The organism is Salinigranum marinum (assembly GCF_024228675.1).
Classification (GTDB): Archaea; Halobacteriota; Halobacteria; order Halobacteriales; family Haloferacaceae; genus Salinigranum; species Salinigranum marinum.
Window position 1 is genome coordinate 3,341,252 of the sequence record NZ_CP100461.1, and the last position, 24,901, is coordinate 3,366,152.

At 68.9% G+C, this 24,901-nt stretch carries 23 protein-coding genes; 19 read left to right on the forward strand and 4 right to left on the reverse strand.

All coding sequences use genetic code 11. From position 1 onward, the window contains the following. The first annotated feature begins 44 nt into the window (after positions 1-44). From hemB to hemL, 9 genes are all read left to right on the forward strand, one after another. Positions 45-1,025 carry a porphobilinogen synthase gene (hemB, locus tag NKJ07_RS16695; protein ID WP_318567918.1) on the forward strand — a complete coding sequence of 327 codons (981 nt, stop codon included), beginning with the start codon at positions 45-47 and terminating at the stop codon, positions 1,023-1,025. Positions 1,026-1,410: 385 nt separating this feature from the next. Continuing rightward, the gene (locus NKJ07_RS16700) at positions 1,411-3,189 is read left to right on the forward strand and encodes a hypothetical protein (RefSeq protein WP_318567919.1); all 1,779 of its coding nucleotides are present in this window, start codon (positions 1,411-1,413) and stop codon (positions 3,187-3,189) included. Between the two features lie 27 nt (positions 3,190-3,216). Next, a complete protein-coding gene (locus tag NKJ07_RS16705) occupies positions 3,217-3,885 on the forward strand; it encodes a plastocyanin/azurin family copper-binding protein (protein WP_318567920.1) in 669 nt (222 codons plus the stop codon). A gap of 313 nt (positions 3,886-4,198) precedes the next feature. Then, complete coding sequence (locus NKJ07_RS16710) at positions 4,199-5,575, forward strand: ammonium transporter (protein WP_318567921.1); 1,377 nt, start codon at positions 4,199-4,201, stop codon at positions 5,573-5,575. Further along, positions 5,572-5,919 (forward strand): nitrogen regulatory protein GlnK1, encoded by a 348-nt coding sequence (gene glnK1, locus NKJ07_RS16715; protein WP_318567922.1) that lies wholly within the window; start codon positions 5,572-5,574, stop codon positions 5,917-5,919. Before NKJ07_RS16710 ends, glnK1 (NKJ07_RS16715) begins: the two co-directional genes overlap by 4 nt. Before the next feature lie 498 nt (positions 5,920-6,417). After that, positions 6,418-7,758, forward strand: a complete 1,341-nt coding sequence (locus NKJ07_RS16720) for an ammonium transporter (RefSeq protein WP_318567923.1) — start codon at positions 6,418-6,420, stop codon at positions 7,756-7,758. Next, positions 7,755-8,102, forward strand: a complete 348-nt coding sequence (gene glnK1 / locus NKJ07_RS16725) for a nitrogen regulatory protein GlnK1 (RefSeq protein ID WP_318567924.1) — start codon at positions 7,755-7,757, stop codon at positions 8,100-8,102. Before NKJ07_RS16720 ends, glnK1 (NKJ07_RS16725) begins: the two co-directional genes overlap by 4 nt. Positions 8,103-8,285: 183 nt before the next feature. Continuing rightward, on the forward strand, positions 8,286-10,292 hold the full coding sequence (locus NKJ07_RS16730; RefSeq protein WP_318567925.1) for a hypothetical protein: 2,007 nt from the start codon (positions 8,286-8,288) through the stop codon (positions 10,290-10,292). Positions 10,293-10,400: 108 nt separating this feature from the next. Further along, positions 10,401-11,738 carry a glutamate-1-semialdehyde 2,1-aminomutase gene (gene hemL, locus NKJ07_RS16735; RefSeq protein WP_318567926.1) on the forward strand — a complete coding sequence of 446 codons (1,338 nt, stop codon included), beginning with the start codon at positions 10,401-10,403 and terminating at the stop codon, positions 11,736-11,738. A gap of 28 nt (positions 11,739-11,766) precedes the next feature. On the opposite strand, the gene NKJ07_RS16740 is transcribed toward hemL, so the two are convergent. Beyond that, entirely contained in the window at positions 11,767-13,152 is a 1,386-nt protein-coding gene (locus NKJ07_RS16740) for an MATE family efflux transporter (RefSeq protein ID WP_318567927.1), read from the reverse strand. Between the two features lie 168 nt (positions 13,153-13,320). Here NKJ07_RS16740 and NKJ07_RS16745 point away from each other — a divergent pair, with 168 nt between their 5' ends. Then, complete coding sequence (locus NKJ07_RS16745) at positions 13,321-13,986, forward strand: hypothetical protein (RefSeq protein ID WP_318567928.1); 666 nt, start codon at positions 13,321-13,323, stop codon at positions 13,984-13,986. Positions 13,987-14,015: 29 nt separating this feature from the next. Here the strand turns inward: NKJ07_RS16745 and NKJ07_RS16750 are convergent, their stop codons facing one another. Continuing rightward, positions 14,016-14,441 (reverse strand): hypothetical protein, encoded by a 426-nt coding sequence (locus NKJ07_RS16750; protein WP_318567929.1) that lies wholly within the window; start codon positions 14,439-14,441, stop codon positions 14,016-14,018. Positions 14,442-14,606: 165 nt separating this feature from the next. Between NKJ07_RS16750 and hemC the strand changes: the two genes are divergently transcribed. From hemC to NKJ07_RS16765, 3 genes are read left to right on the forward strand one after another with little or no spacing between them, the layout of a single operon-like run. Next, complete coding sequence (gene hemC / locus NKJ07_RS16755; protein WP_318567930.1) at positions 14,607-15,686, forward strand: hydroxymethylbilane synthase; 1,080 nt, start codon at positions 14,607-14,609, stop codon at positions 15,684-15,686. Beyond that, positions 15,683-16,468 (forward strand): uroporphyrinogen-III C-methyltransferase, encoded by a 786-nt coding sequence (gene cobA, locus NKJ07_RS16760; RefSeq protein WP_318567931.1) that lies wholly within the window; start codon positions 15,683-15,685, stop codon positions 16,466-16,468. The genes hemC and cobA overlap by 4 nt, the downstream gene beginning before the upstream one ends. Beyond that, complete coding sequence (locus NKJ07_RS16765) at positions 16,465-17,208, forward strand: uroporphyrinogen-III synthase (RefSeq protein ID WP_318567932.1); 744 nt, start codon at positions 16,465-16,467, stop codon at positions 17,206-17,208. The genes cobA and NKJ07_RS16765 overlap by 4 nt, the downstream gene beginning before the upstream one ends. 68 nt (positions 17,209-17,276) lie before the next feature. On the opposite strand, the gene NKJ07_RS16770 is transcribed toward NKJ07_RS16765, so the two are convergent. Further along, positions 17,277-17,672: a hypothetical protein gene (locus NKJ07_RS16770; protein ID WP_318567933.1), complete on the reverse strand. Its 396-nt coding sequence runs from the start codon at positions 17,670-17,672 to the stop codon at positions 17,277-17,279. Between the two features lie 172 nt (positions 17,673-17,844). On the opposite strand from NKJ07_RS16770, the gene NKJ07_RS16775 reads away from it, so the two are divergent. Both NKJ07_RS16775 and recJ read left to right on the forward strand, forming a co-directional pair. Then, positions 17,845-19,356: a helix-turn-helix transcriptional regulator gene (locus NKJ07_RS16775; protein WP_318567934.1), complete on the forward strand. Its 1,512-nt coding sequence runs from the start codon at positions 17,845-17,847 to the stop codon at positions 19,354-19,356. An 82-nt stretch (positions 19,357-19,438) separates the two neighbouring features. Next, positions 19,439-20,860 (forward strand): RecJ family nuclease, encoded by a 1,422-nt coding sequence (gene recJ, locus NKJ07_RS16780; RefSeq protein ID WP_318567935.1) that lies wholly within the window; start codon positions 19,439-19,441, stop codon positions 20,858-20,860. 43 nt (positions 20,861-20,903) lie between these two features. Here recJ and NKJ07_RS16785 read toward each other — a convergent pair whose 3' ends face one another. Beyond that, positions 20,904-21,326, reverse strand: coding sequence for a Tfx family DNA-binding protein (locus tag NKJ07_RS16785; protein ID WP_318567936.1), 423 nt, complete (start codon positions 21,324-21,326; stop codon positions 20,904-20,906). A 58-nt stretch (positions 21,327-21,384) separates the two neighbouring features. On the opposite strand from NKJ07_RS16785, the gene NKJ07_RS16790 reads away from it, so the two are divergent. From NKJ07_RS16790 to NKJ07_RS16805, 4 genes are all read left to right on the forward strand, one after another. Next, positions 21,385-22,428, forward strand: coding sequence for an extracellular solute-binding protein (locus tag NKJ07_RS16790; protein ID WP_318567937.1), 1,044 nt, complete (start codon positions 21,385-21,387; stop codon positions 22,426-22,428). A gap of 4 nt (positions 22,429-22,432) precedes the next feature. Further along, a complete protein-coding gene (locus tag NKJ07_RS16795; protein ID WP_425504679.1) occupies positions 22,433-23,245 on the forward strand; it encodes an ABC transporter permease subunit in 813 nt (270 codons plus the stop codon). Beyond that, complete coding sequence (locus NKJ07_RS16800) at positions 23,242-24,303, forward strand: ABC transporter ATP-binding protein (protein WP_318567938.1); 1,062 nt, start codon at positions 23,242-23,244, stop codon at positions 24,301-24,303. The genes NKJ07_RS16795 and NKJ07_RS16800 overlap by 4 nt, the downstream gene beginning before the upstream one ends. A gap of 172 nt (positions 24,304-24,475) precedes the next feature. Beyond that, positions 24,476-24,805, forward strand: coding sequence for a DUF5783 family protein (locus NKJ07_RS16805; RefSeq protein ID WP_318567939.1), 330 nt, complete (start codon positions 24,476-24,478; stop codon positions 24,803-24,805). The last annotated feature ends 96 nt before the right edge of the window (positions 24,806-24,901 follow it).

Consider the following 24,901-nt stretch of genomic DNA (forward strand, 5'->3'; position numbering starts at 1 on the left):
CGCGGAACGATGCGCCTTTGCCGGTTACCGCCCAACGCCCGCACATGAACCTCACCGACCGCCCGCGACGGCTTCGGACGGACGGCATCCGGTCGCTCGTTGCCGAGACGAGCCTCGACGCGACGGACCTCATGGCACCGGTGTTCGTCGACGCCACCACGGACGAACGCGTCCCGATCGAGTCGATGCCGGGCCACGAGCGCGTCCCCGTCGACGAGGCCGCCGCGTGCGTCGAGGAGGTGCGCGAGACGGGCGTCGAGGCCGTCATGGTGTTCGGCATCCCGGCGTCGAAGGACGCCGAAGGGAGCCGCGCGTGGGCCGACGACGGCGTCGTTCAGGAGGCCGTCCGACGCATCAGTCGGGAGACGGACGCCTACGTCGTCACCGACGTCTGTCTCTGTGAGTACACCGACCACGGCCACTGCGGCCTGCTCGAATCGGACGCCCGCGAGCACGCGAACCTCACCGTGGACAACGACGCGACGCTCGATCTCCTGGCCAGAACCGCCCGGTCGCACGCCGACGCCGGCGCGGACATGGTCGCGCCGAGCGGGATGATGGACGGGATGGTCGGCGCGCTCAGGCGGGAACTCGACGCCGCCGGCTTCGAGGACCGCGCGATCATGTCGTACGCCGCGAAGTACGAGTCGGCCTTCTACGGGCCGTTTCGCGACGCCGCCGACGGCGCGCCGGCGTTCGGTGACCGCCGGCACTACCAGATGGACCCCGCGAACGCACGCGAGGCCCTGCGCGAGGTCCGACTGGACGTCGAACAGGGCGCGGACGTGCTGATGGTCAAGCCCGCGCTACCGTATCTCGACATCGTCCGGGCCGTCCGCGAGGAGTTCGACCACCCGGTCGCCGCCTACAACGTCTCCGGCGAGTACGCGATGCTGCACGCCGCCGCCGAGAAGGGGTGGCTCTCGCTGGAGGAGACGGCGCTCGAATCGTTGCTGTCGATCAAGCGCGCCGGTGCGGACCTCATTTTGACCTACTTCGCGGAGGACGTCGCCGACCACCTGTAGGCCGCCACGACCGAACCGCGCGAGCGGGTCCTCGGGCCAACGGCTCCATACTGTCTTACTCAATCGAAGGTGTGTCGAGTCTCGATACAGTATAAACACATCAGTACACAGAACTGTATAGCCGGCGCTCACGTCCTCGGGGCGTGATGCGCGACCGAACCAGACGGCACAGTCCGAGCGGAGGCGATCGACCCCCGACGCACGGCCGCGGAACGGGCGGACCGTCGACCGTCGTCGACTCGTCGGATCTGTCGGGAAGCTGGCTTAAATCCCCGCCTATAGTCGGGGTAACGCTATTCAGCAGGTCTCACGACAGTTTTTCAGTATGAATCGTGATAAATTACGGGAGCTGACCCGAACGACACAGAGACGTGCGTTCTTACGGATGGTCGGGCTGGGGGGTGTCGCCGGACTGGCGGGCTGTGGCTCACAGCAGTCGGGCGGCGGCACCGAGACGGCCTCGGCGACGGCTGCGCCGACCGACGCACCGACGGAGACGGCAACGGCGACCGAGACGGAGACCGAAGAGCCGACCGAGACGCCACAGGCGGTGGGCGACCTCGCCTACATGTCTCCGCGCGAGGCCGACGACTTCGACGCGCTAGTCGAAGAGCGGAAACTGACGGCGCTCCGGCAGGTGCTCGCCGTCGACGACGTCGCGTCGCGGATCGAGAGCGCCGTCTCGTCGACGGCGTACCACCGCATCCTCCAGGGGTACGACTTCGTCGAGATCCTCGCGCCCCAGGAGATGACGGTGGAGGGGAGCATCGACGTGGAGGCGGAGAACCCCGGTGCACACACCATCGAGTTCGCCGATATCACGAGCGTCCGGGCGCTGGTCGACCGCGACACGGACCAGCTGGTGAAGCTACACACCACGACGCGCGAGCCACACGTCATCGAGCGGTCGTACGAGGGGCTCAACATGAACACGGTCCGGGCCGCGATGGGGAACGAGCAGATACAGTCGGCGCTGGAGGGGAAGGACTGGTACCTCCTGGCGGCGGACTACTCGATCATCACGGCCTACGACGAGGAGCGTCCGATCGGCGTCGTCACGCCGGTGATCTTCAACTGGAACGACAGGGGGGACCAGCTCCGCGGGATCTCGGCGGCGGTCACCACGACCGGTCTCAACGACGTCGCGACCGAGAACGAGGTGCTCGACGTCTACACGCCGACCCAGGAGTCGCCCGACCCGCTGACGGGCCTGATCTCGGAGGTGTCGGGGAACGACCCCGGCAGCTACCGGACGGGCACCATCGACGTCCCCGGCGAGATGGACGACACCGACTGGGAGATCCGCCGGCCCTCGCGGACGATCGAACAGGACAACTGGGAGATCACGTGGGAGAACACCCTCCACGACGCCTACAGGGTCACGGCGAGCTACAACGGCAAGCCGGTGCTCGGCAACGAGTCGAAGGTGCCGTGGATGCTGAGCGACTACGAACCGTTCGGGATGGCCGGTCCGGGCACTCCTTCGGGGCGACGCAACTGGCACTTCTGGGACACCCTCGGCTTCACCGGCCCGGGCGTCATCGAGAAGCACGACCTCTCGGACGGCTTCCGGATCCGGGGCTCGTACCACACGGGATCGCTCGACCACTGGGAGTGGCGCTTCGGGCAGAACTGGGGCCCCTACCGCTACCTCATCGACTGGAACTTCCACTCCGACGGCACCATCGACGTCACTTCGCGACACCCCACGACGGGCTTCCGGACGACGAACGGCTACCCGAAGTACACGTTCCACTTCACCGCCGAACCCGCCTTCGACGCCGCGACCGTCCACGCCCACGACGGCTCCTCTTGGAGCCAGGTCGCCTCCGAGGCGAAGATGCAGGCGGGCGACGTCGAACAGGTCCGCATCCAGAACGCCGACGGTCCCGAACGGCTCGTGATCGAACGGCCGGGCGACGAGTGCTACGCGCTCCAGTACGACCCCGAGACGATCGAGTACGACCAGACGCTCGAAGGGGTCGCCAGGGAGATGATCCAGCACAAGCAGTACCTCGACGCCGACAACTACCTCGGGGACCGCTCCATCGACGGCGAGCGCGTCCTCATGCGGATGTACGCCTCCCGCGACACGGGTGAGGGGACGCACGCGACGACCGATCCGTTCGCCTTCCGGTTCACGATGCGCGCGGAGAACTACTGAGCCGCCCGGGACAGGAGGCTACGACACGTGACAGACGACCCACGACCGACGACGAGACGAACCGCACTCAAGCGGCTGGCGGCGGCGACGACCGTCGCGAGCCTCGCCGGCTGTGCCGGGGGATCGGGGGGACCCGAGACCGCCGACGGCGGGGGCGGCGACGCGACGGCGACACCGACCGCGACGAGCGCCGACACCGCGACCGCAACCGCGACGCCGACGGAACCGGACACGCAGGCCGCGACGTCGACGGTCGAGACGGCGACGACCACGACCGAGCGGGGGGCGTACACGGTCGACATGTACACCGAACTGTACTTCGACCCGGTGGGGCTGTTCGTCGAGCCCGGCGAGACGGTCTCGTTCGAGCTGGTCAGCGGCGCGCACTCGGCGACCGCCTACCACCCCGATAACCCGAACGCGCTGAACCGCCGCATCCCCGACGGCGCGCCCGCCTGGGACACCGAGACGTTCGGTGACGTCGGCACCTTCCGGAACGTCACCTTCGAGACCGAGGGGACACACGACTACTACTGCATCCCGCACAAGATGGTGGGGATGGTCGGCCGTATCGTCGTCGGGAGCCCCGGCGGCCCGGCCGAGGAGTCCGAGAACCCCGACCTGCCGCTCCCGGACTCGGCGCGAATCGTCGAGGAGGGCGAGATCGCCTGGGCCGACTGGCAGGAGAACGTGTAGCCGACGGCCGGTCTCCGGCCCGTCGCGCGCAGCCGACGCGCGCGATGGTCCACCCCCTGTGACCGGCGGCTGCCGCCTCCACGAACGTCCGAATGTTCGTGCAATATTCGCACGACTCCGCGACAGAGAACGACCTTATACTCATATTATTGTGTAGTAGATTAGACGGTCGTCTATTAATAGAAACAGAACTACAGCATTGTCAACCCCATGATTTATATATTGGGTGTTCTTGTCGTCAAAGCGTGATTTGGAACACTAATACAGTTCAGTTCGGTTCAGAAGTAGACGTTCGTGTGCCACGGGTGGTCGGATGACCGTCGACCTGTTGTTGCAACTGGACGCCGGGACCATCGCGAACGGCGTCAACAACGTCTGGATCCTCGTCGTCTGTTTCCTGATCTTCTTCATGCAGCCAGGCTTCGCGCTGCTGGAGAGCGGGCAGGTGCGGGCGAAGAACGTCGGCAACGTCCTGATGAAGAACATGACCGACTGGACGCTCGGCGTCCTCGTGTTCTTCGCTATCGGGGCGGGGGTCAGTTCGATCGTCGGGGCGCTGACCGCGCCCGGGACGGCGCTCGACATCGGCAGCGCGTTCGCGTACATCAACGACCCGACGGCGTACATCGGCTGGTTCTTCGGCGCGGTGTTCGCCATGACCGCCGCGACCATCGTCTCCGGAGCCGTCGCGGGGCGGATGAACTTCACGGCGTACGTGTTCGTCGCCGCGGCGATGACCGCGGTCATCTACCCCGTGGTCACCGGGATGACGTGGGCGGGTGGCCTCCTCTCGGGGAGCGGCTACATCGGCCAGGCGCTCGGGACGGGCTACCTCGACTTCGCCGGCGCGACCGTCGTCCACATGGTCGGCGGCCTCGCGGGGCTCGTCGGGGCCAAGATGGTCGGCCCCCGGCAGGGCCGGTTCGACGCGAACGGCAACTCCCAGCCGATCCCGGGGCACTCGATGCTGCTCGCCGTGCTGGGGACCCTGTTCCTCGCGTTCGGCTGGTACGGGTTCAACGTCGGCACGCAGGCGACGGTGCTCGCCGCCAGCGACGGCGGCCTCGCGTTCATGGGCGGCGCGCTCGGCCAGGTCGTCCTGAACACCACCCTGGGCATGGGCGCCGGTGGCGTCGCCGCGATGATCGTCTCGGCGAGCTGGCAGGGCAAGCCAGATCCCCTGTGGACGGCCAACGGCCTGCTCGCCGGCCTCGTCGCCGTGACGGGCGCGGTCCCGCACGTCACGTGGTGGGGCGGCGTCATCCTCGGCGGGATCGCCGGGGCGCTCGTCCTGCCCACCTTCCGCTGGGTCGTCGACTCGCTGAAGATCGACGACGTCTGCGGTGTCTTCGTGGTCCACGGCAGTGCGGGTGCCATCGGCACCGTCCTGATCCCGGTGTTCGGCGTCACCGCCGCGGGCGGCTACACGTTCCTCGGCGTCAACCAGCTGATCATGCAGGCCGTCGGCGTGATCGTCATCGGCGTCTGGACGGTGCTGGCGACGATCGTCACGTTCTCTGTCGCGGAGGCGCTCTTCGGCCTCCGCGTCTCCGAGGAGGAAGAGGAACTCGGCCTCGACGAGAGCGAACACGGCGTCTCGGTCTACCCCGAGTTCACCGCCACCAACCGCGACCGGCCGGCGATGAGCGCCGACGGCGGTGCCCGCACCGACGGGGGTGCTGACGAATGAGCGAGATCGAGATGGTCGTCGCGATGATCCGGCCCGAGAAGCTCGGCGCGGTCAAACAGGCGCTCGCGGAGGTCGGCGCGCCGTCGCTGACGGTCACGAACATCTCTGGCCGCGGCTCACAGCCCGCCGAGAAGGGCCAGTGGCGCGGCGAGGAGTACACGGTCGACCTCCACCAGAAGGTCAAGGTCGAGTGCGTCGTCGCGGATATCCCCGCCGGCGACGTCGTCGACGCGATCAGCGACGCCGCCAGCACGGGCGAGAAGGGCGACGGGAAGATCTTCGTCCTCCCCGTCTCCGACGCCATCCAGATTCGAACTGGAAAGCGCGGCCCCGAGGCCGTCTGAGCTGGCGTCCGGCTTTCCTCCGTTGTGGTTCTGTTTTTCTTTCTCTTTTTTCCTTTCTCTCTTTTCTCTTCCTCTGCTTTCTCACCACCGTCTCCCGCCGCCCGCGTCGGGAGCGACTGCCCCGCCGTGGGCGGCTTCCGGGGGACTCGCCGCCCCGTCGATCGCTCCCCCGTCCGCGTCGCGCGCACACCGGTCCGGCGGCGCGCGTGTCGGGGCGCGACGTTCCGTTGGCGGGTGTGTACGAACGTCCAGATCCGTGGCAACGTTTGCCCGAGAGTCCGATGAATACGACCTTATATACCATATATCTGATTCCAGATTAGACGGATGACCATTAAGGGGGAAATATATCGACATTCGTAAAGACAAATCCTTATGTACTCGTATGTGGATACGTACCGATGTGATTCGCGGTACAAACCCGCGAAAATCAGACCAAATCATGAACGACTGTCCAAGCACCACGATCGTTGCACCACCGACGGAGGTATCGTCCGAATGAACGAGCTCCTCCTGCAGTCCGACCTCTCGGCCATCGTCGAGGCGGTGAACCTCGTGTGGGTTCTCACCGTCACGTTCCTCATCTTCTTCATGCACGCCGGCTTCGCCATGCTCGAAGCCGGGCAGGTCCGCTCGAAGAACGTCGCCAACCAGCTGACGAAGAACCTGCTCACCTGGTCGATCGGCGTCATCGCCTTCTTCCTCGTCGGCGCGGCCATCTCGACCATCGTCGGCGGGCTCACCGGCGGCGGCTCGTACTCGGTCGCCGGCGCGTTCACCGACGTCTGGTACCCCGGTGAGACGACCGCGTGGGTCGGCTGGCTCTTCGGCGCGGTGTTCGCCATGACCGCCGCGACCATCGTCTCGGGTGCGGTGGCCGGCCGCGCGAAGCTCCGCGCGTACGTCACCTACACCATCGCGCTCGCCGCGGTGATCTACCCAGTCGTCACCGGCCTCACGTGGGCCGGCGGCTTCCTGGTCGACTTCCACGACTTCGCGGGCGGCATGATCGTCCACGGCATGGGCGGCATCGCCGGCCTCACCGCGGCGTGGGTCATCGGCCCGCGGATGGACCGCTTCAACGCCGACGGCTCGGTCAACGTCATCCCCGGCCACTCGCTGACGTTCGCCGTCCTCGGGACGCTCGTGTTAGCGTTCGGCTGGTACGGCTTCAACGTCGGCACCGCTGCCTCGCCGCTTGCGATGGCCGACGATGGGGGCGTCACGCTCGGCGCGTTCTCGTACGTGGGCCGCGTGGCGCTCACCACGACGCTCGCGATGGGTGCCGGCGCGGTCGGCGCGGCCGCGCTCTCGGTCGTCAAGACCGGGAAGGTCGACACGCTCTACGTCGCCAACGGCCTGCTCGCCGGTCTCGTCGGGATCACCTCCGTGACCGACGCCGTCGTCTGGCCCGGCGCGCTCGTCATCGGCCTGCTCGCCGGCGCACAGCTCCCGATCGTCTTCGAGTTCGTCGAGAAGCGCCTCAACATCGACGACGTCTGTGCGGTCTTCCCGGTCCACGGCTCCGCCGGCGTCCTCGGCGCGCTGCTGTTCCCGTTCTTCAGCATCAGCGGCTTCTCGGTCGGCGTGCTCGTCAACCAGGTCATCGGCGTCGTGGTCATCGCCCTGTGGACGTTCGCCGCGACCGCCGCGGTGTTCGGCCTCCTCAAGGCGATCGGCCAGGCGCGCGTCACCCCCGAACACGAACAGGCGGGGCTCGACACCTCCGAACACGGCGTCGACACCTACCCCGAGTTCGGCAAACCCGACGTCGCCACCGACGGCGGTGCCTTTGACACGGGTGCGGACGTTCGTACCGACGGAGGCTCCGAAGAATGAGCGAAATCGAGATGATCGTTGCGATGATCCGGCCCGAGAAGCTCGGCGCGGTCAAACAGGCGCTCGCGGAGGTCGGCGCGCCGTCGCTGACGGTCACGAACGTCTCCGGCCGCGGCTCCCAGCCGGCGAAGAAAGGGCAGTGGCGCGGCGAGGAGTACACGGTCGATCTCCACCAGAAGGTCAAGGTCGAGTGCGTCGTCGCGGACATCCCCGCCGACGACGTCGTCGACGCCATCGCCGACGCCGCCAACACCGGCGAGAAGGGCGACGGGAAGATCTTCGTCCTCCCCGTCTCCGACGCCATCCAGATTCGAACTGGAAAGCGCGGCCCCGAGGCCGTCTGACGACGCTTCGGCTCCCCGACTGTACCTTCCGTTATTTCGACGCCCGTACCACACGCGCCACTGCCCAGTCCCGTCCGCCGCCGGCCACGACACGCGACCGCGGTCCGTGACGATCGCGGGGCGTTCTGCCGGTAGTTTTGAGGCTGTGACCAGTTTTATATTCACGATAGCCTACATTTCTGCATGGGGCTGTTCGGGTTCGGGAGCAAGAGCAACGAGGAGATAATCGAGGAGCACTGGAACGAGAGCGATCCCGCGGCGTACGACGTCGAGGCGATCGTCTCGACGCTCAACGACGACGACGGGGAGATCAGGCTCGCCGCGTCGAAGCTGCTGTGTGCGGTCGCCGACGATTACCCGACGCGACTGACGCCGCACGTCGCGGAGATGCGGCCCGGGGCCGAGGCCCCGGAGGACGAGGTCGTCGCCAACGTGACGTACGCGCTGACGTACGCCATCGAGTCGGACCCGAGCGTGGCGGTCGGACCTCTCCTGGCGGTGGTCGCAGACAACCTCTCGTCGACCGACGAACTCGTCCGGCAGTACTCGCTCAACGTGCTCTGGCAGGTCGCCACGCACGACGACCGCTCCGCGGAGGCGATCGGTTCGTTACACCGCCACGACATGTTGACGAACGTCGTCCGGCACCTCTCGGACGACGCCGACCAGAACCGACTGCGTGCCGCGATCGTCCTGCGTGAAGCGTGTCGGATCTCACCCGACTACGGGACGGAGTACGTCGCCGATCTGGACGACGCGCTCGCCGACCCGAACGAGGAGGTCGTCACGGCCGCGGCGGCCGCCCTGTCGTGGGTCGCCTCGGAGCACCGGGACGCGGTCCAGTACTCCACGGAACCGCTGGCGGCGGTGCTCGCGGACTGCTCGGTCGAAAACGGGCGGCTGGCCGCGGCCGGAGCGCTCTCACACGTCGTCGAGGAGCACCCCGAGAAGGTCGCTCCCCAGGCCGACGCGCTCGTCGGCGGGGCGACGGATCCTTCCGAGGAGCTCCGGGCTCGGTGTCTCGTCACCCTCCGCAGGGCGGGCCAGACGGTGCCCGACGCGCTCAGTCCCCACCGGGAGACGTTCGCCGACCTCGCGGAGAACGCGCCCCGCGACGAGGAGCGAGAACACGCACGGGCGTGTCTGGACGCCGTCGACGCCGCGGCCGAAACCTCGGACGGCGAGTCGGCCGACACCGGTACTGCCACCGCCAGCGGAACCGGGACCGTCGACGGGCGGACCGTCGACGAGGTGATCGAGGAGAACGCGGCCACGGACGACCCGGCCCGACTCGAAGCGGGAGCGGTCGCCGAGACGCTCACGGCCGAGGACGAGACGATCAAACACCGGGCAGGATCGATGCTGGTCGCTGTCGCCGAGGAGGAACCGGAGCGCCTCGCTTCGCACACCGAGACGCTGACTGCGGGACTTGACAGCGAGAACACCGAGACGGTCCAGTTCGTACTGCTCGCCCTCAAGAAGAGCCTCGATCCGGCGTCACCCGATGCCGTCGACGCGCTGCCAGCGGTGATCGAGTGCCTCTCGCGTGACGACGACGCCGTCCAGGAGTTCTCGCTCGAAATCGTCCGTGACGTCGCAGGGACACACGAGGAGGCCCCCGAGTGGCTCGCGTCGCTACACGACGACGGGCGACTCGAAGCCGTCACACGCCACCTCCGGGCCGAAGACGCCGTCCTGCGCAACCACGCGGCCGCGATCACGCTGGAGGTCAGCCAGGTCAGGCCCGCCGTCGGTCGGACGTTCGTCGACGAATTGGCGCCGTTGCTGGCTGACCCGAACGAGCCGATCGTCTCGAACGCCCTCGCCGCGCTGTCGTTCGCGGCTGACGACCACCCCGAGACGATCGCCCACCTGACCGACGACCTGGTCTCGATCCTCGAGAGTCACTCGAACGAGTACACGCGAGCGACTGCTGCGGGACTGTTGGCGTCGATCGCACAGGAGTCCCCGGAGCGACTGGTAGAACACGCGGACACGGTCGTCGGGGCGATCACCGACGGCACCGATCAGGAACGGCAACAGTTGAGCTTCGTTCTCCGTTTCGTTGGCGAGGTCGACCCTGACGCGCTGGAGCCGCACCGAGAGACGCTCGAAACCATCGTGCGGGACGACACTGACGACACCGTCAGCGAGCAGACGCGCGGCGCGCTCGACTCCCTGACCGACTGAGCACCGTCCGGGGTGGGACGTCGGACCCCGCCGAAACGCGCCTGGCGGTCCGTCCGCGGCCCCGACGAGTGACGTGGATTTATCTCCCTTTCGACGCCACTCACGGGTATGAACCACGACCGCTCCCGCGACCTGTACGACCGGGCGCTCTCGGTCCTGCCCGGCGGGGTGAACTCCTCGGTCCGCGCGGTTCGCCCGTACCCCTTCTTCATCGAGCGCGGCGACGGCGCGCACGTCGTCGACGCCGACGGGAACCGCTACATCGACTACGTGATGGGCTACGGACCGCTGCTGTACGGCCACGACATGCCCGATCCGGTCCGCGCGGCGGTCCAGTCGTTCGCCTCGGAGGGGCCGATGTACGGCGCGCCCACGGAGATCGAGGTCGACCACGCGGAGTTCGTCGCCCGGCACGTCCCCTCGGTCGAGATGATCCGGTTCGTCAACTCGGGCACCGAGGCGACCGTCTCCGCCGTCCGCCTCGCACGCGGCTACACGGGGCGGGACAAGATCGTCGTCATGCAGGGCGGCTACCACGGCGCACAGGAGTCGACGCTCGTCGAGGGCGGCCCCGACAACCCCCGGCCCTCGACGGCGGGCATCCCCGACTCGTTCGCCGAACACACGATCCCGGTGCCGTTCAACGACGAGGCGACTGTCGAGGCCGTCTTCGAGGAGCACGGCCACGAGATCGCGGGCGTCCTCGTCGAGCCGATCCTCGGGAACACGGGGATCGTCGGGCCCGTCGACGGCTACCACGAGACCCTCCGCGAACTCTGTGACGACCACGGCGCGCTCCTCGTCTTCGACGAGGTCATCACCGGCTTCAGGGTAGGAGGCCTCGGCTGTGCGCAGTCGAAACTCGGCGTGACGCCCGACGTCACGACGTTCGGGAAGATCATCGGCGGCGGCTTCCCCGTGGGTGCGATCGGCGGGAAAGCGGAGATTATCGAGAGTTTCACGCCCGCGGGCGACGTGTTCCAGTCCGGCACGTTCTCGGGCCACCCGGTGACGATGGCGGCAGGCCACGCCTACCTGACGTACGCCGCCGAACACGACGTGTACGACCACGTCAACCGACTCGGAGAGGAACTCCGCGCGGGGATCACGGACATCTGCGAGGAGCGCGCCCCCGAGTACACGGTCGTCGGCAGCGACTCGATGTTCAAGACCGTCTTCACCCGCCACGCCCCTGCCGGTCTCGCCGACCAGTGTTCGGGCGGGTGCGAACAGCGCACCGACTGTCCGCGGTACGACCACTGTCCGAAGACTGGTCACGACGTCGCGAACGCGGAGACCGAGCGGTGGGAGCGCGTCTTCTGGCAGGAGATGAAAGACCGGGGCGTGTTCCTGACGGCGAACCAGTTCGAGTCGCAGTTCGTCTCGTACGCCCACACAGACGACGACGTCCAAGAGACGCTCGACGCGTACCAAGAGGCGCTCTGAGCCGGTCGCGTCGGGCGATCGCGCCGTCTCACCGGTGTGGGGGCTCGTCCACCGTCGCTCGCTCGTCCATCATCGCCGCCGCCGTCTCGGCCCACGATCCCCGACGGAACCCCCAGCCGACGACCGCGGCCCAGCACAGGTACGAGAGCGCGATCCCGACGTAGACGCCCGGGAGTCCGTAGCCGAGCGCGATCCCGAGGAGCGACGACACGCCGAGCAGGAAGACGAACGAGCCGAGGAGGCGGGCGTAAAACGGCGTCCGGGTGTCTCCCGCGCCCCGCAACGCCCCCGAGAGCGGGAAGAAGACGCCGAACCAGACCATCGAGACGGCGAAGACCCGGGTGAACGCGACCGCGTAGTCGACCACCGTTGGATCGCGCGTAAACACTCGAACCAGCGGTTCGGCGGCGACGAACAGAACGACCCCTGCACAGCCGAGGACGACGACGCTGAGCACGAGGATCGCCCGCGTGGTCTCCCGCGCCGCCTCCACGTCGCCCTCGCCCAGCGTCTGCCCGACGACGATGCTGGCGACGGTGCTGAACGACCGATACAACGGGCCGGTGAGCTGCTGGTAGAGCCGCCGCCCGATGTGGTACGCGGCGTTCACCTCGGTGCCGAAGAGCAACAACAGCGCGTTGAACGGGAAGTTCGCCAGCGAGGTGCTCATCCCCTCCGCGAACGTCGGAACACTCACCGCGACGAGCTGCCGCGTGATCGTGAACTCCCGCGGGCGGGCCAAAGAGAGCGGCGTGCGGCCGCTCGCGATCGCGCCCGTGATCGCCACCGCCTCGAACGTCCGGCTGACCGCCGTCGCGATCCCGACGCCGACGATACCCAGCGTGGGGGCGAGCCAGACGCCGAGACCCAGCGTGACCGTCAGCAGGATGTTGAGCAGGCTCGCGCTCCCGTTGGCGAGCATGGGGGTCCGCGTGTCGCCCGTCCCTTGGAGTGAGCGCGCGCCGACGAGCGCGAGGATCCGCATCGGCGCGGCGACGAAGAGGATCGTCAGATACGTCCCGCCCTGGCGGACGACCGCCGACTCGGCTCCCAACACGTCGATCAGCGCCGGACCGAATAGCAGGCCCACGGCGACGAGCGGAATCCCCGCACCTGCGCCGAGGAGGAGCGCCTGTGTGACGGCACGGTCGCGCGTGAGGTCGGCCCCCCGTCCCGTGTCCTGGCTCGACAGCGCGATCCCGCCGGCACCGAGCCCGAGGCCGATCCGAAGCGGGACCTGCGCGTAGAGGTCGGCGAGCCCGATGGCGGCGACGGCCGCCGGCGAGAAGAGCCCGGTGACGACGATGTCGACCGTCCGCATCAGCGTGTTGAGCGTCTGCTGGACCGCGATCGGCCATCCCAGCGCGAGGGTTCGACTCCACACCGAGCGGAGCCGATCGGAGACCAGCGGCATCCGGTTCGTCGCACGGAGACCGGGCGCAACAAGCCGCCGGTAGGAGCAAGGAAGACACGCGCGTCGGCCCGTCTCCGCCCACCTCGATCCGAACCTGGGTACGGATGCCAGCACCCGTCCACCCCTGCGACCGTGAGAGTTGAGTGCCGTCGCGTCGTTGCGTCGGCTATGAGCCCTCCGCCGGACGACCACGAGCGCGACCCGGACGACGGGGCCGACGAGCGCACCCCCGACGCTGCCGCCGCGGAGCCACGCGACCGACCGGACGAGCCGTCGGCGGCCGAGTTCGACGCGCCGACCGAGGACGAAGACACGGTCGACGCGCGGCGCGGCGACGACGCGCGCGCCGCCAGCGACGCGAGCGGCCCGTCGACCCCCGCCGCGGAGACGACGACAGAGAGCCTCCGCCGGACGCTCGACGGGGTCCTCCCGGCGGCCGACGTCGACTCGCGCTGGTGGTACTGGATCGCGGCGGTCCCCGTCTACTTCCTCGTCACGTTCGTCGGCGGTGCCGTCGCCGCCGTCCTGTTCGTCTTCGCGGGGCTGCTCGACGTCCTCGGACTGGGCGGGCTCGCGAGCTTCTCGACGTTCGTCCTCTTCGGCGGCGTCGCCGCCCTCTTCGGGCTCGTGGGGGTAGTCGTCGCGTTCGCCTTTCCCGTCGCGGTGTACGTCGACGCGCGGGCGATCGAGGCCGCGGGCGGCGAGTGGCAGCCCGACCCCGTGCTGTGGGGGCTCGTGGCTGTGGTGGCCGTGCTCGTGACCAACTTCGTCCTCAGCGTGCCGCTGGCGCTGTACTACCTCTACAAGCGGCACGAGGAACTCGGGACGCCCTGAGGCAGACACGCGGCGGCCCTGAGTCGAGGCTAGGACCGCGGGCGCAACAGCAAACGGTCGCGGAACGCCCGCCAGACGGCCGGGGAGGTGAGACCGAGACCGACGGCGACGGAAAACGCCCACCACGACCCGACGGTTGCGGCGGCGACGAGACCCGAGCCATCGTCGAGCGAGACGAGGGCGAACCCGACGACAGACAGCACGGAGACGACGATGCTGAGGGCCCACGCGCGACCGACTAGTCGCCAGGAGAGCCGATCGACGGACCAGTAGACGGCCGTCGTCACGACCGCGGCGACGACCGGGACGAGCCAGAACTCGGGACGGCTCCCCGTGGCGACGCGGACGACGGTTCGGACTGGGGCCACCGCGGAGTCGAGCCCGAACCACAGGAGGACGAATCGGACGAACGCGCCCGTCTCGCGGCCGAGCGCGTCGAGGCGATCACCGGACATTCGTCGATCGAAGACGGGTGTGGTCGACGGGAGGGCGGGACACGGGCGACACCTCGGCAGTGGTCAACAAGAGCGTGCCGATGACCGACGACTGACGGCTGAGGACCGCCGGGCGACGAGGGCCGAAGTGGTGCGCTTTTCACGGTCGGTCGCGCATCCACGCGTATGACTACGACGCTCCGACTGGCGACTCGCGGGTCTGACCTCGCTCTCCGGCAGGCGGCGAGCGTCGCCGAGGCGCTCGAAGACCACCGGTACGAGGTCGAACTCGTCGAGGTCGAGACGGAGGGCGACCGGATCACGGACGAACTCATCCACCGACTGGGGAAGACGGGCGCGTTCGTCCGCGCGCTCGACGAACGGGTCGTGGAGGGGGACGTCGACGCGGCGGTCCACTCGATGAAGGACATGCCCACCGACTCGCCGCGGGATCTCGTCGTCGCCGGCGTCCTCGAACGCGGCCGCCCGAACGACGTCCTCGTGACACCCGACGGGAACACCCTGGAGGAACTCCCCGAGGGGGCGACGGTCGGGACGTCGTCGCTCCGCCGCCGCGCACAACTGCTCGACGCCCGCCCGGACCTGACCGTCGAACCCCTCCGCGGCAACGTCGACACGCGGGTCGAGAAGGTGCTCGCCCCGCCGTTGCAGGCCGAACACGAGACCCGCATCGAGGCCGACAAAGACCGGAAAGGCCACATCGGCGACGACGACTACGAGCCCGAGTACGACCGTCGGCCGGAGGAGTGGTTCGACTCCCTCTCGGAGATCGAACGCAACGCGCTCGGCCGCGAGACGGACGTCGCGTACGACGCGATCGTCCTCGCCGAGGCGGGGCTCCGACGGAGCGGGCTCGACCGCCACGTCGAGTTCGTTCGGCTCCCCCCGACGCAGTTCGTCCCCGCCCCGGGCCAGGGCGCGATCGCCGTGACGGCCACCGAGCGCGCCGAGGAACTCAACGACGTCCTCGACTTCCCGCGCACGCGGGTCGAGACGACCGTCGAGCGCACGCTGTTGAAAGAACTCGGCGGTGGCTGTATCGCGCCGATCGGCGTCTACGCCGTCCTCCAGGGGGCGTACGTCCACGTGACGGCACAGGCGTTCGGCCCCGACGGCGACCTCGTCGAGGGGTCGCGCGACCTGCCCGTCGAAAAGCACGCGACCGCCGCGGCCGACTTCGCCGCGGACCTCCGCGACCGGGGAGCGGCCGATCTGATCGACCGCGCGACGGAGGCGACCGAATGAGCGACGTGGGCTTCGTCTCGCTCGTCGGCTCTGGCCCGGGCGACCCGGACCTGCTGACGGTGAAGGCGCGCCGACTCCTCGACGAGGCCGACGTGGTGCTCCACGACAAACTCCCGGGCCCCGAGATCATCTCGCTCGTCCCCGACGAGCGCCGCGAGGACGTCGGCAAACGCGCCGGCGGCGAGTGGACGCCCCAGGAGTACACGAACAAACGGCTCGTCGAACTCGCCCTGGAGGGCAAGCACGTCGTCCGGCTGAAGGGCGGTGATCCGTTCGTCTTCGGGCGCGGCGGCGAGGAGATGGAACACCTCGCGCGCGAGGGGATCCCGTTCGAGGTCGTCCCCGGCATCACCTCCGCCATCGCGGGACCGGCTGCCGCCGGCATCCCCGTCACGCACCGCGACCACGCCTCCTCGGTCTCGTTCGTGACGGGCCACGAGGACCCGACGAAAGAGGAGTCGGCGGTCGACTGGGACGCGCTCGCCGCGACCGGCGGGACGATCGTCGTGCTGATGGGCGTCGGGAAGCTCCCGGCGTACACCGCCGAACTCCTCGGGGCGGGGCTGGCCCCCGACACGCCCGTGGCGCTGGTCGAGCGGGCGACGTGGCCCGACATGCGGGTCGCGACCGGAACGCTGGAAACTATCGTCGACGTCCGCGACGAGGCGGAGATCGAACCGCCGGCGATCACCGTCGTCGGCGCGGTGGCGGCGACCCGCGACCGGGTTCGCTCGCTGTTACAGGGGTACGAAGTGCCCACAGGGAGTGTGAAAAACGAATGACACAACAGGTTCGCGTCGCCGTCTTCCGCCCGGACGACGACCGGCTCGCCAGCGCAGTCGAGCTGTTGGAGTCGCTCGGCGCGACGCCGGTCCCGGATCCGATGCTCGCGGTCGAGCCGACCGGGAACCTGCCCGGCGGCGCGGCGTACGTCGTGCTCACGAGCAAGACCGGCGCGGAACTCCTGTCGACGGCCGGCTGGTCACCCGGCGGGACGACGCTCGTCTGCATCGGTCCCGCGACGGCCGACGCCGCCCGCGCCGCGGGCTGGTCGGTCGACCGCGTCCCCGACGAGTACTCCTCGGCGGGGCTCGTCGAGCTGTTACGCGACGAAGTCGCGGGCGAACGCGTCGCCGTCGCGCGGTCGGACCACGGGAGCGACGTCCTCCTCGATGGGCTCCGCGAGGCCGGCGCGGACGTCTCCGAGACGGTGCTCTACCGGCTGACGCTGCCCGAGGGAGCCGGGGGGTCGACTGTTTCGGCTGCCGGCGGGGAGCTGGAGGGCGTCTGTTTCACCTCGTCGCTCACGGTCGAGAACTTCCTGACGGCCGCGACCGAGCGTGGGATCCGCGACGAGGCCGTCGTCGGGTTGAACGACGCCGTCGTCGGTGCGATCGGCGAGCCGACGCGAGCGACCGCCGAATCTCACGGGATCGACGTCGATGCCGTCCCCGACCGGGCGACGTTCGAGGCGCTCGCGTGTCTCGTCGTCGAACGTGCGGCACCGACGTATCACGACTGAGCGGCACTCGATAGAAACGGCGTGGTCGGAGGGCTTCAGGGACGTCAGTCGGGGACCGTTGGACGTCGTCAGGCCGGTTCGTCCGTTGCGGTCTCGGTTGCGGTTTCTTCGTCGGTTCCGGCCTCGTCGGTTTCTGTCTCTTCGTCGGTTCCGGCCTCGTCGGTTTCTGTCTCTTCGTCGGTTCCGGCCTCGTCGGTTTCTGTCTCTTCGTCGGTCGGAACCTCGGTCTCGGTTGCGGCCTCGGTCTCGGTTGCGACCTCGGTCTCGGTCGCCTCTTCGGTCGCCACCTCGGTTTCGGTCGCCCCATCACCCGCGGGTGTGCCGGTTCCTGCCGGAGTCGCCTCCCCGGTCGCCTCACCAGTTCCCGCACCGCCGTCGCCGCCCGCACAGCCGGCCACGGCGGCGACGAGTGTTGTCGCTACGCCGGCAGCGAACGTTCGTCGAGAGAGGATTTTTTCGGTCATGTCGCAGTTATCTCCGATGAGCGACGGATGCAAAAACAGCGCAGACCGTTCCCGATCGTTCGTTTCAGCTCCCCGGACTGTTGCCGACTGTTTCGACGGAGCGATCGAGTCAACCAGTCGATAAACGAAGCATTAAACCTCGGGTCGTGGTATTCGTGTCAGGGGGAGTCGTATGAGAACGCGAACCGTTCCGTGGGGGGTAGTGGCGACAGCCGTCGCTGCGCTCGTGTTGGTCGGTAGTGTCCCCGTCATGGGTGCTAGTACCGTGGCTATCGACGGGATCTCGCTGTCGGGGCCGGCCGTCGTCACCGACGGTGAGCGGCCGTCGATCGCCGGCTGGCGAGCGGTCAGTGTCTCCGTCTCGCTTCAGACCGGGACCGACGCGTACGACGTCTGCGTCGGCGTGACCGACGGGGACTCGTTGCGGACGCTCGACTGTCAGCGCCTCCTGGGGACGAACGCGCAGGAGAACGTGACGCTGTCTGTCGACAGCCTGCCGGAGAACGTCACCGGGAATCAGCGGCTGGTCACGACCGTTGAGCTGGCGGAGGTCGACACGAGCACCGGACCGCTCGCTCGGGGTACCCGGTCGGTGCGGATACTCGCCGCCGCCGGCGACCTCGACGACGACGGGCTCACCAACCGGCGCGAGACCGAGGTCGGCACGGAACTCGACACGGCCGACACGGACGGGGACGGCCTCGCTGACGGGCCGGAAGTCAACACGCACGAGACTGACCCGTTGACGGCCGACACCGACGGCGACGGCCTCGCGGACGGCGTCGAGGTGAACGATCTGGGGAGCAACCCGACGGAGACGGACACCGACGGTGACGGCCTCGCGGACGGCGTCGAGGTGACGAAACACGGAACGAACCCGACGAGCGCCGACACGGACGGTGACGGCCTCGGAGACGGCGCCGAGGTACGGATCCACGAGACGGATCCGACGAAGGCCGACACGGACGACGACGGGCTCGAGGACGGCCCGGAGGTGAACGTCCACGAGACGGAGCCGACGAAGGTCGACACGGACGGCGACGGGCTGGACGACGCGGCGGAGGTCGAACGATACGGAACCAACCCGACGGAGAACGACACGGACGGCGACGGGCTGGACGACGGGGCCGAAGTGAGCCGGTACGGGACCGATCCGACGAGAGCCGACACGGACGGCGACGGTCGGAGCGACAGCGCGGAGGTCGCGAACGGGAGTGATCCGTCCGCCGACGGGGCCGGGCTGCTCGCGGCGGTCGACGTCGACCCCACGGTCGTGATCGCGGCGGTCGTCGGAATCTCGCTCGCCCTCGGTGCGGTGTTCGTCCACCGGCGCACCGGACTGTTGCAGACGCTCCGTTCCGACGACGGGTCGGAGAGCGACGCATCCACGGCCGAGAGCGGGGACGGCACCACGAAGCCGGAGTCCGTCCGGATGCCGACGGACGCGTTGACCGACGAGGAGCGCGTGCTCGGTCTCATCGGCGAGCGCGGCGGCCGGATCCGGCAGTCGGTCATCGTCGAGGAGACCGGCTGGTCGAAGTCGAAGGTGAGCCGGGTGCTGTCGCGAATGGCCGACGAGGGGGCGATCGAGAAGATTACCATCGGCCGGGAGAACCTCATCGCACACCCCGACGAGGTGCCCGACGGGGCGGCGTCACCGTTCGAGCGGACCGATTCGGACTGATCGCCGACACGGCGGTCGCCGCCCCGAAGCCCCGGGTGAATCGCACGGCAATTTATACGTGAGACCGCGCTAAGAGGCGTTCATGAACGCCGACGCAGACGTCGAGACGGGGACGGGACCGGTTCCGGCGCTCCACGACCGGGCCGTGGCCTGCGCGGACCGTCTCCGGGCCGCCGATCGGGTGCTTCTCGCGTCGCACATCGATGCGGATGGATTGACGAGTGCCGCCGTCGCGTCGAGCGCGCTTGAACGCGCGGGCGTTCCGTTCGAGACGACCTTCGAGAAACAGCTCGACCGGGCCGCGATCGAACGCATCGCCCGCTCGTCGTTCGACACCGTCCTGTTCACCGACTTCGGGAGCGGACAGCTGGACGTCATCACTGAGTTCGACGGCTTCACCCCGGTGATCGCCGACCACCACCAGCCCGCCGACGCCGAGACGGAGTACCACCTCAACCCCCTGCTGGAGGGGATCGACGGCGCTTCGGAGCTGTCGGGTGCGGGGGCGAGCTACGTCCTCGCGCGGGCGCTGGGTGGGGAGGCGAACCGCGACCTGGCGGGGCTGGCGGTCGTCGGTGCGGTCGGCGACATGCAGGACGGCGACGGCGGGCTGTCGGGGGCGAACGAGGCGCTCGTGGCGGAGGGGGTCGCCGCCGGCGTGCTGTCCGAGGAGACCGACATCCTGCTGTACGGTCGGCAGACGCGCCCGCTTCCGAAACTCCTCGAGTACGCGAGCGAGGCGCGCATCCCCGGCATCTCGAACGACGAGTCGGGGGCGGTTTCGTTCCTGACCGACCTTGATCTCGACCTCAAATCCGGGGGTGAGTGGCGGCGCTGGGTCGATCTCACCGGGGACGAGCGGCGAACGCTCGTGAACGCGCTGCTCAGGCACGCCATCTCGCGGGGCGTCCCGGCCGACCGCGTCAACGCCCTGGTTGGGACGACGTACGTCCTCACCGACGAGGAACCGGGGACCGAACTCAGGGACGTCAGCGAGTTCTCGACGCTGTTGAACGCGACCGCCCGGTACGAGCGGGCCGACGTCGGCCTCGCGGTCTGTCTCGGCGACAGAGGGCCGGCGCTCGACCGCGCGCGGCACCTCCTCCGGAACCACCGTCGGAACCTCTCTGAGGGGTTGCAGTGGGTGAAGACCGAGGGCGTCACCGCCGAGGAGAACGTCCAGTGGTTCGACGCCGAGAGCCGGATCCGCGAGACGATCGTCGGCATCGTCGCCGGGATGGCCGTCGGTTCCAGCGGTGTGCGCCACGACCTCCCCATCGTCGCCTTTGCCGACGCCGGCGACGGCGAGATCAAGGTCTCCGCACGCGGCTCGCACGCGCTCGTCCGCCGGGGGCTGGACCTCTCGGCCGTGATGCGCGAGGCGTCCTGCGCCGTCGGCGGCGACGGCGGCGGACACGACGTGGCCGCCGGGGCGACGATCCCGGCCGACGCGCGCGACGAGTTCGTCGACCACGCCGACCGAATCGTCGGCGAACAGCTCTGACCGTCCGTACCTCTCCCCTCGTGACCGGTCGAGCCGGGCGCCGTCACTCGGGCGCGAACACCTTCACCTCACCGTCGCGAGTCAGTCCGACCTCGATGTCGGTCTCCAGTCGGTTTCTGGTCGTGTACGGTTCGAGCTGCCCGAAGAGGTGGGTGTACAGCTCCGGCCGGCAGTACGTCACGCTCGTCCCCGCGTCGTCGCCCCGGCTGTACACCGCGTCGACCAGTTCGTCGAACGACGTGCCGGCGTCGACGGTGAACCGGACCGGCGCGCGGAGCGTCCGGATCAGTTTCAGCGTCTGCTGTGCCTTCTCGACGTTCGCCTCCGCGGCCCGCTCGATCGCGCTCACGTTCGAGTCGGTCGTTCCGAGCCGCTCGGCGACCTCCTGTTGTGTGTGTCCCGCCTCCCGGAGTTCGAGCACCTCCACCTGTCGAGCTGTCAGTGTTGTCGACTCGGCCGAGACCATACGGGTAAAACAGATCTCTTTGAGATATACTTTTCTTCCAAACGATAATCTACCGTGTATGCCGAACGAGCGAGCCAGCAGGACGCGCCGCGGCTTCCTCCGAGCCGCGGGCCTGGTCGGGGTCACGGGGGTGGCAGGCTGTACCGGCGGCGGCGGGACGCCTGCCCCTGCCGGGCAGACGAGCGATCGTGACGGCGGACAGTCGATGACGGTCGCCATCCTCGCGGCCGGCAGCCTCCAGCACTCGCTCGAAAACGGTCTCAAACCCGCCGTCGACGTCCCCGTCGAGATCGAAGCGCACGGCTCGGCGACGGTCGCCCGGATGATCGCCGAGGGCCAGCGCGACCCCGACGTCGTCACCGTGGCCGACACGGCGCTCTTCGAGGAACCGCTCTCGCCGGCGTGGCACTCCGTGTTCACGAGCAACGCGGTCGTCGTCGCGTACAACCCCGACACCGAGGGCGGACAGCGCCTCGCCGAAGCGGGCGCGGAGCGGTGGTACGAACCGATGATCGCCGGTGAGACCCGTCTCGGTCGGACCGACCCCGACCAGGACCCGCTGGGGTACCGGACGCTCTTCACGCTCGAACTCGCCTCGCGGTACTACGACGTCCCGAACCTCGGCGAGAAGATCTTGCGCCGGGAGCAGGTCTACCCGGAGACGGGGCTGATCAGCCAGTTCGAGACCGGGTCGATCGACGCGGCGATCGCGTACCGGAACATGGCCGTCGAACGTGACTACGAGTACATCGCGCTCCCGGACCGGATCGACCTCAGCAGTCCGGCGCACGTCGACGAGTGGTACTCGACGGTCTCGTACACGCTGCCGAACGGACAGGAGATCCGGGGTGGGGTGATTAGCTACGGCTCGACGATCCGGAAGATGAGCGACGCCGCACTCGCCGTGTTCGACGTTCACACCACTGGCGACTACCTCGCCGACTCGGGTTTTCTCCTCCGCGACGGCTTCCCGACGTACGAGGGCCCGGTACCGGACGTGGTGGCGCGGACGACGGACGGATCGACCGAGCGTGACCGCCGGCGGCCGCTCGACCGCTCGACGCTCGCGGCGACTGTCTCTGACATCACGGTTCTTCACTGACGCGATGGCGACACACTCGACACACCCGACGCACTCACGGACCGCACGCCCCGACTGGTTCACCGTCGCGTTCGTCCTCGGTGGACTGTTGCTCGTCTACTACCTCGTCCCGATGGTCTCACTGTTCCTCTCGGTTCCGCCGGGGGAGGTCGCCGGCCGCATGGCCGATCCGACCGTCGTGAACGCCGCGACGACGTCGCTGTTGTCCGCGTCGATCACCACGGTCGTCGCCACCGCGTTCGGCCTCCCGCTGGCGTACTGGCTCGCGCGCGCGGCGACGCCGTGGAAGAACGCCGTCCTCGCGGTCGTGGTCCTGCCGTTGGTGGTGCCTCCGACCGTCGGTGGGGTCGTGCTGCTCACGGTGGTGGGGCCGAACACGGCCCTCGGCGGGGCGGCCGCCGCCGCGGGCGTGCCGCTGACCCGCTCGCTCGCCGGGGTAGTGCTCGCCCAACTGTTCGTCGCGTCGCCGTTCGTGGTCGTCACGGCGAAGGCGGCCTTCGAGGGGGTCGATCGGACGCTCGAACACGCCTCGCGGTCGCTCGGCGAGAGCCGGTGGGGGACTGCCCGCCGGATCACTCTCCCGCTGGCCGGGCCGGGCATCCTCGCCGGCGTGACGCTCGCGTTCGCCCGCGCGATGGGCGAGTTCGGCGCGACGATGATGTTGGCGTACTACCCGCGGACGATGCCGGTGCAGATCTGGGTGTCGTTCGTCTCGCTCGGGCTCGACAACGCCTATCCGGTGGCGATCCTCCTCGTGATCATCGCCGTCGTCGCGCTCGTGATCCTCAACACCGTCGCGTCGAACCCGTGGGAATGACGCTCGAACTCGACGGCGTGGTGAAGTCGTACGGCGAGTTCTCGTTCGGGCCGCTCGATCTCACCGTCGGCGACGAGGTGCTCGCGGTGCTCGGCCCGTCCGGGAGCGGCAAGAGCACGCTCCTGTCGACGATCGCGGGGATTGTCCGTCCCGACGGCGGCTCGATCACGCTCGACGGCCGCGACCTGGTCGGTCGCCCGCTCGAACGTCGTCGGGTCGGGATGGTGTTCCAGGACGGGGCGCTGTTTCCGCACTTGACCGCCCGCGAGAACGTCGGCTACGCCGCCACGACTCCCGAGCGAGTCGACGAACTCGCGTCGATGCTGGAGATCGGCTCCGTGCTCGACCGCCGCCCGGCGTCGCTCTCGGGCGGCGAACGGCAACGGGTGGCGCTGGCCCGGACGCTCGCGGCCGAGCCCGACGCGCTGTTGCTCGACGAGCCGCTGTCGAGCCTGGACACGCCGATCCGCCGCCGGCTGCGCGACGAACTCCACGACCTGTTCCGGTCGATCGCGATCCCGATCGTCTACGTCACCCACGACCAGCGCTCGGCGACCGTCCTCGGCGACCGACTCGCGATCCTCCGCGAGGGGACGGTCGACCAGATCGGTCCACCCGCTACCGTCATCTCCCGCCCGGCCACCGAGTTCGTCGCCCGGTTCACCGGGACCGAGAACGTGTTCGAGGCGAGCGTCGCGCGGGACGGCGACGACACACACCTCCGGGTCGGCGGGGCGACGCTCGGCGTCCGCACCGACCACCCCACCGGCTCGACGGTCTCGGTGTGCGTCCGCCCGTCCCGAGTGCTGGTGCGCCCGGCGTCCGAGGGCGCGTCCGGGCGCGATTCCCTGTCCGGGACGATCCGTCGACAGTTGAACGAGGGGGACGAGTACCGCATCCGCGTCGCCATCGACGGAGCTGACCTCGAACTGATCGCGCGCGTGCGGGCGACCCGGTTCGAGCGGCTGGGCGTCGGGCCGGGGTCGGCGGTCCGGATGCGTCTCCCGCCCGAGGCGGTCCACGTGCTGGACGGGGCGGACGACGCCGCCGAACGGTAACCGCTCGCATCGCGACCCACCCACGTTTCCTCAAGCCACCGTCTGACCCGGCCACGCCGATTCGATATCGCAGTATTCGGTTTATCGACGCGTCGTGAGCGATCGCGGGAGTCGACGCTCCGGCCGTCCGACGTACCGTCTCACTTTTTGCCGTGCCGTGGAAACGCCAGGTATGGCCGCGTTCGACCCCGAGAAGTTCGAGGACAAGTACGTGCACTACTTCGCCGAACTCCAGCGAGCGTACAAAAACGCCTTCGAGACGATGCGGGAGCCGTACGACTCGGATCTGATCCACGCGATCGACCAACTCGTGCTCAACGAGTCCGAACCGTTCTACGAGGACGGTACCTTCCGCGTCGAACTTCCGGACGACCCCGCCGACCGGATGGCGGGAAGCGGTGTCGCGGTCGACGCGGAGACGCTGGACGCGGCGCTCGACGACTACGTCGCGGAGATCGAAGCCGAACTCCACCGCGTGCTCGGCGTCGAACGCGACGAGTGAGCGCTCGGGGACAGCTGAATCGCAGGACGTGCGCCCGGCCGAATATAGTCCCCTTCGATGGGTTGACCGACCCGCGGTCCAGGGTCGATCGCCCGT